Source organism: Flavobacterium sp. 21.1, assembly GCF_057801535.1.
In genome coordinates, this window is record NZ_JBYNXA010000001.1 from 265465 (window position 1) to 280087 (window position 14623).

12 protein-coding genes are annotated in these 14623 nt (G+C 35.1%); 9 read left to right on the plus strand and 3 right to left on the minus strand.

All coding sequences use genetic code 11. The annotated features are described in order from the left end of the window. Positions 1-120 precede the first annotated feature (120 nt). Positions 121-4557, minus strand: coding sequence for a translocation/assembly module TamB domain-containing protein (locus tag AC3E9U_RS01190; protein ID WP_488745079.1), 4437 nt, complete (start codon positions 4555-4557; stop codon positions 121-123). A gap of 197 nt (positions 4558-4754) precedes the next feature. Between AC3E9U_RS01190 and tsaD the strand changes: the two genes are divergently transcribed. The 8 genes from tsaD (at position 4755) to AC3E9U_RS01230 (ending at position 12446) form a co-directional block, all read left to right on the plus strand. Next, positions 4755-5777, plus strand: a complete 1023-nt coding sequence (gene tsaD, locus AC3E9U_RS01195; protein ID WP_488745080.1) for a tRNA (adenosine(37)-N6)-threonylcarbamoyltransferase complex transferase subunit TsaD — start codon at positions 4755-4757, stop codon at positions 5775-5777. A gap of 1 nt (position 5778) precedes the next feature. Further along, the gene (locus AC3E9U_RS01200) at positions 5779-6483 is read left to right on the plus strand and encodes a 16S rRNA (uracil(1498)-N(3))-methyltransferase (protein ID WP_488745081.1); all 705 of its coding nucleotides are present in this window, start codon (positions 5779-5781) and stop codon (positions 6481-6483) included. 1 nt (position 6484) lies between these two features. Further along, the gene (locus tag AC3E9U_RS01205; protein WP_488745082.1) at positions 6485-7126 is read left to right on the plus strand and encodes a DUF4159 domain-containing protein; all 642 of its coding nucleotides are present in this window, start codon (positions 6485-6487) and stop codon (positions 7124-7126) included. Positions 7127-7313: 187 nt separating this feature from the next. After that, the gene (locus AC3E9U_RS01210; RefSeq protein WP_488745083.1) at positions 7314-8264 is read left to right on the plus strand and encodes a zinc metalloprotease; all 951 of its coding nucleotides are present in this window, start codon (positions 7314-7316) and stop codon (positions 8262-8264) included. 301 nt (positions 8265-8565) lie between these two features. After that, a complete protein-coding gene (locus AC3E9U_RS01215; protein ID WP_488745084.1) occupies positions 8566-9516 on the plus strand; it encodes a zinc metalloprotease in 951 nt (316 codons plus the stop codon). 80 nt (positions 9517-9596) lie between these two features. Continuing rightward, entirely contained in the window at positions 9597-10688 is a 1092-nt protein-coding gene (locus AC3E9U_RS01220) for an AI-2E family transporter (protein ID WP_488745085.1), read from the plus strand. 1 nt (position 10689) lies between these two features. Continuing rightward, on the plus strand, positions 10690-11868 hold the full coding sequence (locus AC3E9U_RS01225) for a THUMP-like domain-containing protein (RefSeq protein ID WP_488745086.1): 1179 nt from the start codon (positions 10690-10692) through the stop codon (positions 11866-11868). Between the two features lie 8 nt (positions 11869-11876). Next, positions 11877-12446, plus strand: coding sequence for a hypothetical protein (locus AC3E9U_RS01230; protein WP_488745087.1), 570 nt, complete (start codon positions 11877-11879; stop codon positions 12444-12446). A gap of 594 nt (positions 12447-13040) precedes the next feature. Here AC3E9U_RS01230 and AC3E9U_RS01235 read toward each other — a convergent pair. Further along, positions 13041-13466 carry a hypothetical protein gene (locus AC3E9U_RS01235; protein ID WP_488745088.1) on the minus strand — a complete coding sequence of 142 codons (426 nt, stop codon included), beginning with the start codon at positions 13464-13466 and terminating at the stop codon, positions 13041-13043. Positions 13467-13572: 106 nt separating this feature from the next. On the opposite strand from AC3E9U_RS01235, the gene AC3E9U_RS01240 reads away from it, so the two are divergent. Further along, positions 13573-13809 (plus strand): helix-turn-helix domain-containing protein, encoded by a 237-nt coding sequence (locus tag AC3E9U_RS01240; protein WP_488745089.1) that lies wholly within the window; start codon positions 13573-13575, stop codon positions 13807-13809. Between the two features lie 233 nt (positions 13810-14042). Here the strand turns inward: AC3E9U_RS01240 and AC3E9U_RS01245 are convergent, their stop codons facing one another. Beyond that, positions 14043-14621 (minus strand): hypothetical protein, encoded by a 579-nt coding sequence (locus AC3E9U_RS01245; RefSeq protein WP_488745090.1) that lies wholly within the window; start codon positions 14619-14621, stop codon positions 14043-14045. Between the last annotated feature and the right edge of the window lie 2 nt (positions 14622-14623).

Consider the following 14623-nt stretch of genomic DNA (forward strand, 5'->3'; position numbering starts at 1 on the left):
TGTTTTTAATAAATTTAGTAAATAAAACATATGATTTCCTAAAGAATAACCTGATTCTTGTTAAAAAAGATTTTCTTTAAGTCATAGGATTATAAATCCGAAAATACCGAAGCAGGAAATTTATTCGATTTCAGGAACTTTCTGCGGTTCTTTTTTAGGTTCAGTGCTTTTTTTGCCTTTTTTGCTTTCAATCCATTTTATGAATTCAGGCGTTAAATCAGAATCAGGAATCTGGTCCGTAGGATTTTGAGCTTTATTTTCTTTCTCTTTCCTGGAGAATATTTTTCGCCAAAGTTCGCTCATATTATTGAAATCAATCTGATAGGACACACCTACACCTTGCGTATATCCAACACCTTCCCCAACGTAATTGATATCGTTCTCACGGTTGAAAACTCTTGCTTTCAGACTTCCGTCTTTGTTTAAAAGCATCTGTAATTCCACATTACCTACGATAGCAGATTGTTCCGTTCCGCCAACCGGTACCCCAAGTTTCCCGTTAATGGTGATTCTATCGTTGATTTGAGTAGACATGTTAACCGCCACCCTACTTTGGGTTTGCAGCATCGGATCTTTGTCACTCTGAACATAATTCAGGTTAACTTTAAATTTATCATCATCACCGGTCATCATATCATTCACAACCGCACTTGCTTTCTCAAACACTGTCCCTGTAACAGAACTTGACGCATTTTCAGGAGAAAGGAATCCTCCTCCCGATAATAATGCAATTGCTTGCGTCTGACGTGTATCTTTATCACTCAGCTTATAATCGATCTCAGATTTCAAAACCGAACTTACCGTTGGGAATTCAATTCTAAAATCAGGTTCCGGATTACTTAAATTTCCGGTCACAGAAATCACCACTTCGGTCGGAACTTTTTTATTGAAAGAAGGGTTATCCAGAATTACTGCCGGGTTGGCTTCCGTTTTATAAACCGCTTCAAGGTCTAACACGGCGTTTAAAGGATCTCCGTACCAGCGAATAGTACTAAATTTCTTCACTTGGAATTTTTTATCGACCAATCCTCCGTATTTGAAATTATATTCTCCTTCATACACCTGATAGTCGCCGGTCATGTTGAATTTCCCGAGTGTGTTGATTTCCATATTTATGGAACCTTCCCCTCGTCCTTTCATCGCATGACCTGTGTTTCTGTCCAGAATTATTTCAATTTCCGCATTTTGATTAATGTCAAGATTGAAATCCATTTCAAATCCTTTCGATTTGTTTTGAACGGTAGCAATTCCTTTTTCTCTGTTTCTTTTCTCCTGTTCTGTGATGAATACGATAAAAGAATAACTACCTGTACTTGTTGCGTCGTTGACAGGGATTTTTATTGAAGTACCTTTATTTGATTTCGCATCGACTTTAACTACCAAAGCATTTGTTGGACCTTTAATACTCGCTTTACCATCAATGAAAGCCACACCGTAATAAGCTGCATCTTCACTGTCCTGTGTATCCAGCACAAGCAAATTATTCGATGCGATATCCAAATCCACACTCCAATCCGCTAGCTTATTATGACGAACGCTACCGTTTACAATTCCCTTAGTACCTTCCTTAGTATCCGTAATTTCAATATGTCGGAAAAGAAACTGATGCTCCGTCACGTCAACCACGGCATTGGGTTCCATATTGAAATCAACACCTAAATAAGGTACTTTCATTCCGGCATCGTTCAGATAAAGACGTCCGTCAATTTCCGGATTACTAACGGTTCCTACAATGGCTGCCTGACCTGAAGCGAATCCTCGTACGTTAGAAAAAACACTTCCTAACAATGGCCCGAAAGCTCCGATATTAAATCGTGAAAAACCGGTATCCAATGACAACAGACTTTGGCCGGATACAATTTCAACATTCCCTCTCAGATAGAAATTCTCGACATCGTCGTTCTTAATTGTGGAATTGACATTAAATTTCCGGAACGAATTATCCCCGGTGACCTGTAGATCCAGATTACCTAAATCATAATTATTGATCTTGAGGGAATCAACCGTAATCGAAGACGCAGGCTGGTAGATATCTTTATCCTGCTTGACATTTACATGACCGTTTATGTTACCGTCAAAAGACAAATTGGTCAGTGCCGGCGTGACTTTGGCTAAATCGACATTATCGAATGTAAGCTGGATGTCCTTATGATCTTTACCTTGCAGCATGCCCGCCAATTCCATTTTCTGGCCATTGTGGGTCAATGCGATTTTTTCGATTGAAAAATCAGTCAGCTTTTTATTGAAAACGACTTTATTGTCATTGGTGTTGTTTTCATTTAAAAACCATAGGTAATTTTTAAAATTCACTTCTGATTTTTTAAATCCAACAACCGATTTATTATCCTGATCGATAGTATGATACAAATTCAGATTATAAAAATCCTGATTCTTATTGCCTCCTTTAAACTCGGAACGCACGAACATGGTATCGTTCATGGTTACGTTGATCAAACTGAAATCGGAAACTTTATAATTCTTCATTTTAATGCTGTCAAGCTCAACAAAGGCATTGTAAAGTGGATTTTTGTTATCGATATTGATACGGATATTGTCGAAACTTGTCTTATAAGCCACTACATTCGGAGACGAGAAATTCATCTTGAAATTTCCTTCATCAGCATTGATCTTTCCTTTCAGGACGGTATTTTCCGCCAAAGTAATATTAGGATCAAAGACTTCGATGATCTTATTATTAATCACAAAATCAAAATCTAAAAACTGCCCTGGCTTTAATTTGTATGGCGAGTAGTTCGCATATAGACTTCCCAATGCGTTTTCGACGATTTTAGGAACCTCTTTTACTTTAAAATTCCCAACTACTTTTCCGTTAATGATATCCGGGGAATTAATTGTAATTGTTCTGACACGTTGCTGATCAAATGAAGATTCAACATGGAAATCATCAAAATAGTAAGCATCTTTTCGGTTTTGATATGAAGCATTGGAAACCGCAAGCACTCCTTCAATGTCGTCTACGGTATTTCCTTTCGCTTTAAAGCTTAATTGTCCTTTGAAAATCGCAATGGAATCATTTTTTCTGAAATTCAGCAAATGCAGATCAGCATAATCAACATTAGCCTGGAAATCATAATTTTTAACCTTTGAACTTAAATCGATCAATCCGGTGAAATCCATTCTAAGATTCGGATCATTACTATTGAAATATCCTTTAAAATAAGGCATTTTCATTGTTCCGTCTAAAGTGATATTCTGATACGTATAACCGTTATATCTAAATTGTTCTATCACACCTTTTACCGAAGTATTAAGATGCTTTTGATCGAAACCTTTTCCGTCCACATGCAAATTCAAAGTTGCACGCTGAATATCTGAACGTCCTGTAAGCGGACCTAAATCGAAATCATTTAACGAAACATACCCTTTATAGCTCGCATTATTAATATTATTGATATTGGTCATGGAAAGTTTCGATTCCAGCTTCCCAAGCGCGGAGAGCACCAGAATGTCAGCATCAATAGTTTTTCTGGTCAGTTTCACATCACCAACTAAATCAATATTTCCGAGTTTTCTAAGAACTGTAGGGAGTTTTTTCCCTAAAACCCTTGGTAAAATCCCTTTAAGATTGTCATAATTAGCACTTACCCTGTCGAAATTCCCGTTCATGTAAAATTCACTTTTCTTGTTGAAAAGGTTCTTGAAGTTTATTTTTCCGATAATTTCTGTTTTGTTTCGATCCAATAATCGCAAATCGTGCAGCACAAAATCATTTAAGGGACCGGTAAGGTGGGTATTAAGATAAAAACGTTGGTCTTTTCCGAACTCATTATAGAAAAAATTTAGTTCATTGGAAGAGATCGAAGCTTTTTCCATTTTGACATCGAAAACGACTTTATTGTTGAAATCGGAAAAATCTTTTGGCTTGTAATTCATGACAACATCGCCGATAAAAGTGGATTCATCTGTTTTCAGATCCATTTTTTTCAGGATGATGTTTCTCTTAGTATAAGTAAAATCAGCGGCCAGGTTTTCTATAATCAAACCACGTTGTTCTTTCAAGGACAATTTAGTAATGACCGAAGTAATATTTGGTCCTTTGATGAAGAAATCTTCAAATTCTCCATTCAGGTTTGTAAAATCTACCGGTTTTGGATTTTTCAGGTTCTCATCTATTAAACGAAAACGGCTGTTGCTCAGCGAAAGATCATCCACTTTCAATCTGAATTTTCCAGATCCGGGCTGTCCTGTATCAAATAATTCCACAAACAAATCTATGTTCGCCTTCTTTTCACCTTTGTATTTTTTCAGTTTAAAATTCAGTCCGTCAATCTTGGCCGTACCGAAAAACAAACGGGAGTTTTTTATTTCTTTAAAACTTAAAATATTGGTTTGAAGCCGATTGACATAGAAAAGTGTATCCTTGTGATGGTCCGAAATCAGTATTCCTTTAAGTTTTACACTTCCGAAAACTGAAATGGCTACTTTTTCAATTTTGATATCAGTACCAAAATCATGGTTGAGTTTTTGGGTTACCCTATTGGCAATTTCTGTCTGTACCACTGGTAAAGAAAGCGTAATACCAAGCAGTAATAACAATAGGAGAATTCCTAAAATTATTCGAATTGCTATTTTTTTAAATTTTTTGATACCCTAATTTGTTTTAAATTTGTCGAACCGACTTGTAAAATTAAGTTTTTACTAAAGAATCTCAAGCTTTTTTCTGTGCAAAAGATACTCGAATTCAAAGATAATACAGTCGGTTTAAATTGTAATACAAATTTCGTGCCTTTTTTATGACAAAACAGCCAATTTATATACTTGCTATCGAAAGTTCCTGTGATGATACTGCAGCAGCCGTACTTGAAAACAATAAAGTTTTATCAAATATAGTGGCGCGTCAGGCTATTCATGAAGAATATGGAGGCGTTGTTCCCGAACTGGCTTCAAGAGCACATCAGCAAAATATCGTACCTGTAATTGATGTAGCTTTAAAAAAGGCAAATGTCGATAAATCACAACTTTCCGGAATCGCATTTACACAAGGACCCGGATTAATGGGATCGCTTTTGGTTGGGAGTTCGTTTGCCAAATCTATGGCTCTGGCGTTAAACATTCCTTTAATTTCGGTACATCATATGCATGCACATGTTTTAGCGCATTTTATTGACGAAGCGGGCTACGACAAGCCGGAATTTCCTTTTTTAGCTATGACTATTTCGGGCGGACATACGCAGATCATAAAAGTAAATAGCTTTTTCGAAATGGTAGTTATCGGCGAAACTACTGATGACGCGGTAGGCGAAGCTTTTGATAAGAGTGCAAAAATATTAGGACTACCCTATCCCGGCGGACCTTTGATCGACAAATTCGCCCAAGAAGGTAATCCGAAAGCATTTCAGTTTACCAAGCCAAAAGTAGACGGTTTAAATTTCAGTTTCAGCGGATTAAAAACGCAAATCTTATATTTCATCCAGAGAAATGTGGCCGAAAATCCCAATTTCATCGAAGAGAATAAAAACGATATCTGTGCATCGATCCAACACACTATCATTCAGATTTTAATGGATAAGCTGAAATTGGCCGTAGCCGAAACAGGGATCAATCAGATTGCCATTGGTGGTGGGGTTTCTGCAAACTCAGGAATCAGAAACACACTGAAAGAAGCCGAAACCAAATACGGATGGAAAACGTTTATCCCTAAATTCGAATATACAACCGATAATGCAGCCATGATCGGAATTGTCGGCTATCATAAATACTTGAATAATCAGTTTGAAGATGCTTCAGTAGTATCCAAAGCACGTATCGAATTTTAATATGCAGTTATTCTATAACCCCGATATAAAATCAACTTTAAACGAGTTTTCTTTTGACAAGGAAGAAAGCAAACATATCGTTAAAGTTCTGCGTAAAAAAGAAGGTGATATTTTACATGTTACCAATGGTTTAGGATTTCTATTCAATACTGAAATCATTTTGGCTTCCGACAAAAAATGTACCGTAAAAATAAACTCTACGGACAATCAGGAACCAACGGATTTTTACCTTCATTTAGCAGTGGCACCTACGAAAATGAACGATCGTTTTGAATGGTTTCTGGAAAAGGCAACTGAAATCGGAGTACACGAAATTACTCCTATTATTTGTGATCATTCTGAAAGAAAAATAATTAAAACCGAACGTTTTGACAAAATCATTCAATCGGCAATGAAACAATCGCTGCAGTATTATTTACCGAAGCTGAACGAACCTACCTCCTTTAAAGATTTCATCAGTAAAAACCACGAAGGAACACTTTATATCGCTCATTGTGAGGAAACCGATAAAAAACTGCTGAAGGAATCAATCAAAACGAAAGATAAATATACTTTGTTGATTGGCCCTGAAGGCGATTTTTCGGAAAAAGAAATCGCATTGGCATTAAAAAACGATTACATTCCGGTATCTTTGGGAAACACTAGGTTACGAACCGAAACCGCTGCAGTTGTTGCCTGCCACAGTTTTGTTTTTGCAAACGAATAATATGAAAAAAATAATTTTACTTGGAATTTTCTTCATTTGGAACTTGGGATTTTCCCAGGAAATCGCGCTATTAAAGTATTCCGGCGGTGGCGACTGGTATGCAAACCCTACTTCACTTCCTAACCTGGCGAAATTCTGCAATCAGAACATCAATACCAAAATCAATACAAAAATCCCGACTGTTGAAGTAGGAAGCCCGGATTTATTCTCCTATCCTTTTGTTCACATGACCGGTCACGGAAATGTTGTTTTCAACGACAATGACATCGTAAATCTTCGAAACTATCTCACATCCGGTGGTTTTTTACACATAGATGACAATTATGGTATGGATCAGTATATCCATAAAGAGATAAAAAAAATATTTCCTGACAATCCTTTAGTTGAATTACCTTCTTCACATCCTATTTTTCAAAAGCCATTTGTCTTTGCAGGAGGATTGCCAAAAATCCATGAACACGATGGCAAAAGACCCCAGGCTTTTGCTATTTTCATCGAAGGTCGAATTGTTCTGATCTATACAGTGGAAACCGACCTTGGAGATGGCTGGGAAAATCAGGAAGTTCATAATGACCCAATAGACGTTCGCACAAAAGCCCTAAAAATGGGGGCTAATTTAATCTATTATGTTTTTAATAATTAATAGACTACAAATAATCCCGTTTTTTCTAACAAAAATCAATTTTTACGTATTGTAAAATAACAATACTATACGTTTCATCGATTTTTATTGCCGATGGTACAATATTTTTCATAATTAACTGTTTTATATCTAAAATTGTTTCGGTTTTTTAATCATTTCACCAATTTTAAATTTAATCTTACAAATTATGAAAAAAATTTTTTTAGCAACAGCCGCACTTGCAATGCTGGTTTCCTGTACAGATCAGGAATCAACATCAAAAAATGAACAAAATTCAACTACAGCAAAAAGAGGTTGCGCCTCTCATGAAGTCTTAGAAGAACAATTAAAAGCCAATCCAGCGCTAGCTGTAAAAATGAATGAAATTGAATCGTTTACCGAACGAGCCATACGAGAAGGACGGTTGGTGAACGGGAAAATTGAAATTCCTGTAGTTGTAAACGTTTTATACAGAACTGCGGCTCAAAACATTTCTTTAGCTCAAATTCAATCACAGATTGATGTGCTTAATAAAGACTTTAATGCAACCAACTCAGATTTCAATCAGGTACCTGCGCTGTTTTCAGGTGTAAAAGCCAATGTCGGCATTTCGTTCGTATTACAAGGCGTTGTTAGAAAATCTACAAACACAACTTCATGGAGCACCAATGACGCCATGAAAAAAGCGCCTAAGGGCATCGCTCCTACCACACCAGCTACTGTGTTGAATTTATGGTGTTGCAACATGGGAGGCGGAATCTTAGGATATGCGCAATTCCCAGGAGGTTCTTCAGCTACGGATGGTGTTGTTATTGATGACAATGCTTTCGGAACAACCGGAACAGCAGCTTATCCTTTCAATTTAGGAAGAACCGCTACACACGAAGTGGGACACTGGATGAACTTACGTCATATTTGGGGAGATGCTACCTGCGGTAACGATATGGTGGCTGATACGCCATTACACAATACTGCTAATTATGGAGCTCCGGCTTATCCGCATTACAGTACTTGTTCAGGAACACCTGTTGAGATGACAATGGATTATATGGACTACACAGACGACAGAGCCATGTATATGTTCTCTGAAGGTCAGAAATCAAGAATGTTAGCGGTCTTTGCTACCGGAGGCCCACGCAATTCTTTTGCACAGCCATAAAAATTTTGCAAAAAATATTTAAAAACCCGCTATTTGGCGGGTTTTTTCATTCCTATAACTATGCAATTGCGGACCGCATAAGTGCAACAACCCGAATTTCTCTGCAAATTTCACAATCAAGTAATTCTACAAACCATAAGGATTATATTTTTTGTACTCAAATTGTCATTTTTATGTAAATTCTACAAAAATAACCCCGTAATCCTTTTTCTACAATTTTCGCTTTGAGTTTAAAAAAAATGTTATATAATTGTAACAAATTAATCATTTACCCAATTATTTAACTCTAACTTTAAATTTTATGAAAAAAATTCTTTTTTCGGCAGCTTTGTTACTGACGTTGATTTCATGTAACAAAGAAGAGAATTCCACAACAAATGACCAAACCACAAATGTTAGCAGAAATTGTGCTTCCAATGATGTATTGGAAAGTCAACTGAAAGCCAATCCCGGATTAGCTATCAAAATGAATGAAATTGAATCATTCACTGAGCAAGCGATCAGAGAAGGCCGTTTAGTAAATGGTAAAATCCAAATTCCTGTAGTTGTGAATGTGTTATACAAAACTACTGCAGAAAACATTTCACAAGCTCAAATCCAGTCGCAAATTGATGCATTGAACAAAGATTTCAACGCTACAAACAGTGATTTCAATAAAGTGCCAGCTGCATTTTCGGGAGTAAAAGCAAACGTTGGAATTTCTTTCGTTTTAGACGCTGTTTACAGAAAATCTACAACAAAAACATCTTGGGGAACGGCTGATGCCATGAAAAAAACAACTCAGGGCGGAATGAATCCTACTTCACCAACTACAAAACTTAACTTATGGGTTTGTACGATCGGCGGCGGAATTTTAGGATATGCTCAATTCCCAGGCGGATCCTCTTCAACTGACGGAGTGGTTATTGATTCAAAATATTTCGGAACTACAGGAACAGCAACTTATCCATATAACTTAGGAAGAACAGCAACTCACGAAATTGGTCACTGGATGAATTTACGTCACATTTGGGGTGATGCTACTTGCGGAAACGACCAGGTTACTGATACACCATTACACAATGCTGCAAACTACGGTGTTCCTGCATATCCTCATTACAGTACTTGTACAGGCACTCCAATTGAAATGACTATGAACTACATGGATTATACTGATGACAGAGGGATGTACATGTTCTCTACTGGTCAGAAATCAAGAATGTTAGCAATTTTCTCAACAGGAGGAGCAAGAAATTCATTCGCTCAACCATAATGGGAGATCAAAATAAATTATTAAAACTCGCTTATTTAGCGAGTTTTTTTTTACTTTTAATGTTTAAAATCATTTAAAAAATGACATCAAAAGATATTTCAAAAGGCATTGTTGGGGCAATTTTCAAACTGACCGGGATCGCCATTTTGATTTATGTGCTCTATTTGATAAAAACCGTACTAATCTATCTTTTAATTTCATTATTGCTTACCATGATTGGAAGCCCGATGGTAGATTTTCTGACCCGAAAGCTTAAATTAAAAAAAAACAATCTGGCCGTTGCATTAACAATGCTTTTTTATGTTTTGTTGATTTCGGGATTTATTTTACTTTTTATCCCTTTATTCATTTCACAAGGGCAAAATCTTTCTCTTTTAGACACAAAAGAATTCGAGAAAGATTTTATTAACTTAATCAATCAACTGGCAGCCTTTTTGAATTCTCATCACATAAATTCAGATGAACTTTATAAAAAACTGAACATTTCCTCTAAATTAAATGTCAGCATAATAACCTCTTTTGTGAATTCTTTCATTAATCTTTTGAGCAGTTTCAGTATCGGTTTGGCTTCTGTTTTCTTTATCACTTTTTTTATGTTAAAAGACAGGCGTTTATTCAAACTGATTTTTATTAGGATAATTCCGGACGAGCATGAGGAGAAAATATTGTCTTCCATCGATAAGATCACACATTTGCTATCCCGTTATTTCATTGGGATTTTAGTTCAATTATTCGTCGTTTTTATTCTGTATCTGATAGTCTTATTAATCGTCGGAATAGATAATGCCCTCACAATCGCCTTTATCTGTGCCGTTTTAAACATTATACCTTACATTGGTCCGCTTATCGCAAATGTTTTAGCTATTTTGCTAACAATGCTAAGCTTTGCCGGAGCCGATTTTGCCAGCGTAGTTCTCCCAAATTCTTTATACATCATGATTGGGTTCCTGATTGTACAGTTTATTGACAATAACATTAGTCAACCCTATATCTTTTCAAACAGCGTTTATTCACACCCTTTAGAAATTTTTCTGATCATATTAATTGGCGGTTACCTATTTGGAATATCCGGAATGATTTTTGCCGTGCCTGTTTATACTGTCTTAAAAGTGATCGGAAAAGAATTCATGCCGGAAAACAAAATCATCCGGATACTAACTAAAAACCTTTAATTTGGATTCTCCACTTTTAAATTCAGCCGTTCAGGACTTTATAACCGATTCACTTCAGGCCAATTTCACAAAAATCGCCCTGATGAAAAACCCGTTTCCGGAAATCAAATGGAATGACATTTTAAATCAGATCGCTTCAAAAAACAAAGCAAAAGAGAAACTGCCCACATGGTTCAGCCATAAATATATCATCTATCCATCAAAGATTTCAATCGAACAAACCTCTTCTGAGCGCGCCGCAAAATACAAGGCTTCACTTATTGATGGTGTAACATTAATAGACCTTACAGGCGGTTTTGGCATTGACGACTATTACTTTGCCCAGAAATTCAACAAAGTGGCGCATTGCGAAATCAATGAAGAACTTTCAAAGATTGTCCGACACAATTATCAGATTCTGAATCAGCGAAATATAGAATGTTATCAAGGAGACAGTTTAGAAACCCTGAAAAAACTCAATATGAAATGGAGCTGGATCTACATTGATCCTTCCAGACGCAGCGATATAAAAGGTAAAGTTTTTATGTTGAAAGACTGTTTGCCAAATGTACCTTATCATTTGGAGGAGTATTTTGAATATTCTGATAATATTCTCATAAAAACTGCTCCGATTTTGGATATAACCGCCGGATTATCGGAACTTCAATTTGTCAAAAAGATCCATTGCATCGCTGTTGATAATGAAGTAAAAGAACTACTGTGGGAAATTGAAAAAGATTACACAGGCACAATCACACTAAATGCCGTAGCTTTAGCAAAAGACAAAACCGATATTTTTTCTGTGGAATATGGTCAAACTGATGTTCAGGCGGTCTATTCTCTTCCGAAAAAATTCCTCTATGAACCAAATGCCGCAATGATGAAAACTGGTGCTTTTGAAGCTATTGGTGTTACTTATGGCATTGAGAAATTAAATCAACATTCCCATCTGTATACCTCTGATGCAGAAATTGATTTTCCTGGCAGGAAATTTGTGGTAAAGGAAATATTACCATTTGATAAAACGACACTAAAGAAACATTTGGAAGGTAAAAAAACCAATATAACAACCCGAAATTTCCCCATGTCTGTGGATGAAATAAGAAAAAAATGGAAGATTTCAGACGGCGGAAGCGATTATTGCCTTTTCACAACCGATATAAATAATGATAAAATAGTTTTACTTTGCGAAAAAATTTAAAAACAAACATGAAGAACGTACTATCTGCCCTATTCTTAATTATTGGATTTATAGCGAATGCCCAACAAAAAAATTGCGAATACGACGTAGATGAAAAAACAGATTCCACTTTCATAAAAAAAACACCTGATTATCTTGTGCACGAAAAAGACTTTGTAAACTCAAGTGATTTTGTGTTTTTTTCTCTGATAAATTCAGATGGGACACCCTATCTTGGTTTTCAGCTACTTCAAAAAAGCAAAGATTTCATTAATCCGAAATGTTTTGACAGTGCTTCCAAAATTTCGCTTCAACTTTCTAACGGAAAAATAGTAACCTTGCTTAGTGCAGGGGAAATATGCAGTCAATTGAACTATGATGAAAAGGAAAAAAACAATATTCGTCTTTTAAACAGCTATTTTATGTTTAGCAAAGAAGGATTCGAGGACTTGAAAAAATATCCGATAAGCATAATGAAAGTAAAATATGCTACGGAAACGGTCGATTATATTTTCAAAAAGGAATTAAAATCAGAAAAAATCAAAAATACATATCAGCCTGAAAGGTATTTCATTGAATATCTAAACTGTATCGAATAACGATTTAGGAACCTGTTAAAAACAAAAAAACCACTGAATTTCAGTGGTTTTTTTATTCTACGGAGTTTGATTTTAATTTTCATATCCGTGAAAATATATTATTTTATATCGGTAAATGCAAAAAAGGAAATTACAGAAAACAAAAAAGCCCAGCAAATGCTGAGCTTCCTTGTGATCCCGTCAGGATTCGAACCTGAGACCTACTGCTTAGAAGGCAGTTGCTCTATCCAGCTGAGCTACTGAAAATCCTGAGTTTTTATTCAATTAATTTTCCTTGTGCAAACTATTTGCAAACCTTGACCTGATTTAAGAATGGTTTTTGATTATTTAAAATTGGAATTAAAATTTTTAGATTAAAACGTTTGGATAATTAAACCACAAAGATTTATCTCCTCAGACAGACAATAGATATTGTTCTTGACGTTAAATTTAAAATCTTAGTGGTTTAATTATCATAGCCCAATGTGGCGAATGAACATTATAATTAACTTCCTATTTTGAGCGTCGATTTAATTCTGTTGAATATGGACTAAATACGTTTTAATAATGAAGTAATTGGTAATAAAATATTGTCCCTCACTTGATTGCTCTTAACTACCTAGTTAGTATTATAGTTTTATCTATCACCATTAAAGGTATTAAATAAGGACAGTGCTTATCCCATGCTTCTTTACTGATTTCCTTGTAATTCGTGATGTATAAATAATAATAATCATCATGTTTGTAAGTCCTAGAATAGTAAATCCCTTGCATGTTTAAGTCATCTAATGTCTCTTGAGATAATCTCAAAAGGACTTGTTTGAGAAAATCAGCACTATTTCTTAATTCCCTACTGTTTGGCACAAAGTCAACAATCTCCATAATTCTTATAAAATCAGTTGCCTGATGATAATCGTCTATTGAAGAAGGATATTTGTTGTAATAATTTTCCCAATAAGGATCAATATTAAGTGATTGACTATGTAAGTCATGAAGGTTTATCAGCAAAAAACCAATTATAAGTGTAAAAACTTTTTTCATAAAGATGAATTTTAAAAATTTTTGATAAAAGTAATAAAAATACAGTTGCAAACAACCTGATTAAAGCAATCCTTAACATGTACTCAGATGAAAGTAATTTTCATTTATGGAAAAAAGAATTCGTAAATCTGAGATAGCACCAGAGATTAAACTCTTAGGTGAGCGTATTAAGGAGATAATTAAAGAGAAAAAATTAAAAACAAGAGAAGTAGCTCATGATTCTAATTTGGACGTTGAAAACTTAAGAAAATATATTAATGGTAGACAGGAAATGAAGATTACAACAATGTTGAAAATTGCAAAAACTCTTGGTGTTACTCCAAATGATCTATTAAACTATTAAATAAATGCATGGGGGTATATTCCGCTTATTTAACAGTACTAGGGAGTTGTTGTAGGGAGTAGCCACTTCTTTTTAAGACAAATTAGGTGTCATTAACGTAATTCATTTCTACAGGAATATCGTGTATTTAAAAGCTGGCAGTTATAGATTGAGATGTAGCAAGTGGCTGAAAAATAAATTATATTTAAAAAAAGGGAGCAAATTGCTCCCTTTATATTAATATCAAATATTCTTTATTGCTTCGTCAATACTAATTGGACTTTAGGTAAGAACATTGGGATACTTGACTGGTTTGAATAACTACATCCCTGCAAAGTACCATAACCACTATAAGTAAAATAACAATATTTAAGTTGATTTGATTGACCACTAATTTTTTGCAATATAAATTCCGCAGAGTTGTAACAATGTGCTTCGGAATCTACAAATGAAAATGAGAAATTTCCATTTGTTATAACAAGCCCGACAATATTGAAATCATCATAGTTGGTAGCAGCCAAATTATCGTACAACGTTTGATTATTACTTAAATCAACTACTTTAAATTTCCCCTTTAGTTCGTCTCGATAGAAATAATCTCCATTAACTCTAGTATATAAATGCTGGGCGAAAATTTGAAAGACAAAAGTATATTTTTTATTATTAACTATTCCTTCCCACGTACCTGCATATGGTGCTAATTCATTATTCAAATCTTTTTTATACACCCCATTCTGTTGATTATAACTTGCCATGGGTACTGTACTTGTTACTTGGCAACTAGCATTAATTGTAAATAATAAAATAACTACTAATTTAAATATTTTTTTCATAT

What these genes read in the sequence shown, in the direction of transcription:
- tsaD (WP_488745080.1), top strand. Translation starts at nt 4,755, where the DNA reads ATGACAAAACAGCCAATTTATATACTTGCTATCGAAAGTTCCTGTGAT.
- AC3E9U_RS01200 (WP_488745081.1), top strand. Translation starts at nt 5,779, where the DNA reads ATGCAGTTATTCTATAACCCCGATATAAAATCAACTTTAAACGAGTTT.
- AC3E9U_RS01205 (WP_488745082.1), top strand. Translation starts at nt 6,485, where the DNA reads ATGAAAAAAATAATTTTACTTGGAATTTTCTTCATTTGGAACTTGGGA.
- AC3E9U_RS01210 (WP_488745083.1), top strand. Translation starts at nt 7,314, where the DNA reads ATGAAAAAAATTTTTTTAGCAACAGCCGCACTTGCAATGCTGGTTTCC.
- AC3E9U_RS01215 (WP_488745084.1), top strand. Translation starts at nt 8,566, where the DNA reads ATGAAAAAAATTCTTTTTTCGGCAGCTTTGTTACTGACGTTGATTTCA.
- AC3E9U_RS01220 (WP_488745085.1), top strand. Translation starts at nt 9,597, where the DNA reads ATGACATCAAAAGATATTTCAAAAGGCATTGTTGGGGCAATTTTCAAA.
- AC3E9U_RS01230 (WP_488745087.1), top strand. Translation starts at nt 11,877, where the DNA reads ATGAAGAACGTACTATCTGCCCTATTCTTAATTATTGGATTTATAGCG.
- AC3E9U_RS01235 (WP_488745088.1), bottom strand. Translation starts at nt 13,466, where the DNA reads ATGAAAAAAGTTTTTACACTTATAATTGGTTTTTTGCTGATAAACCTT.
- AC3E9U_RS01240 (WP_488745089.1), top strand. Translation starts at nt 13,573, where the DNA reads ATGGAAAAAAGAATTCGTAAATCTGAGATAGCACCAGAGATTAAACTC.
- AC3E9U_RS01245 (WP_488745090.1), bottom strand. Translation starts at nt 14,621, where the DNA reads ATGAAAAAAATATTTAAATTAGTAGTTATTTTATTATTTACAATTAAT.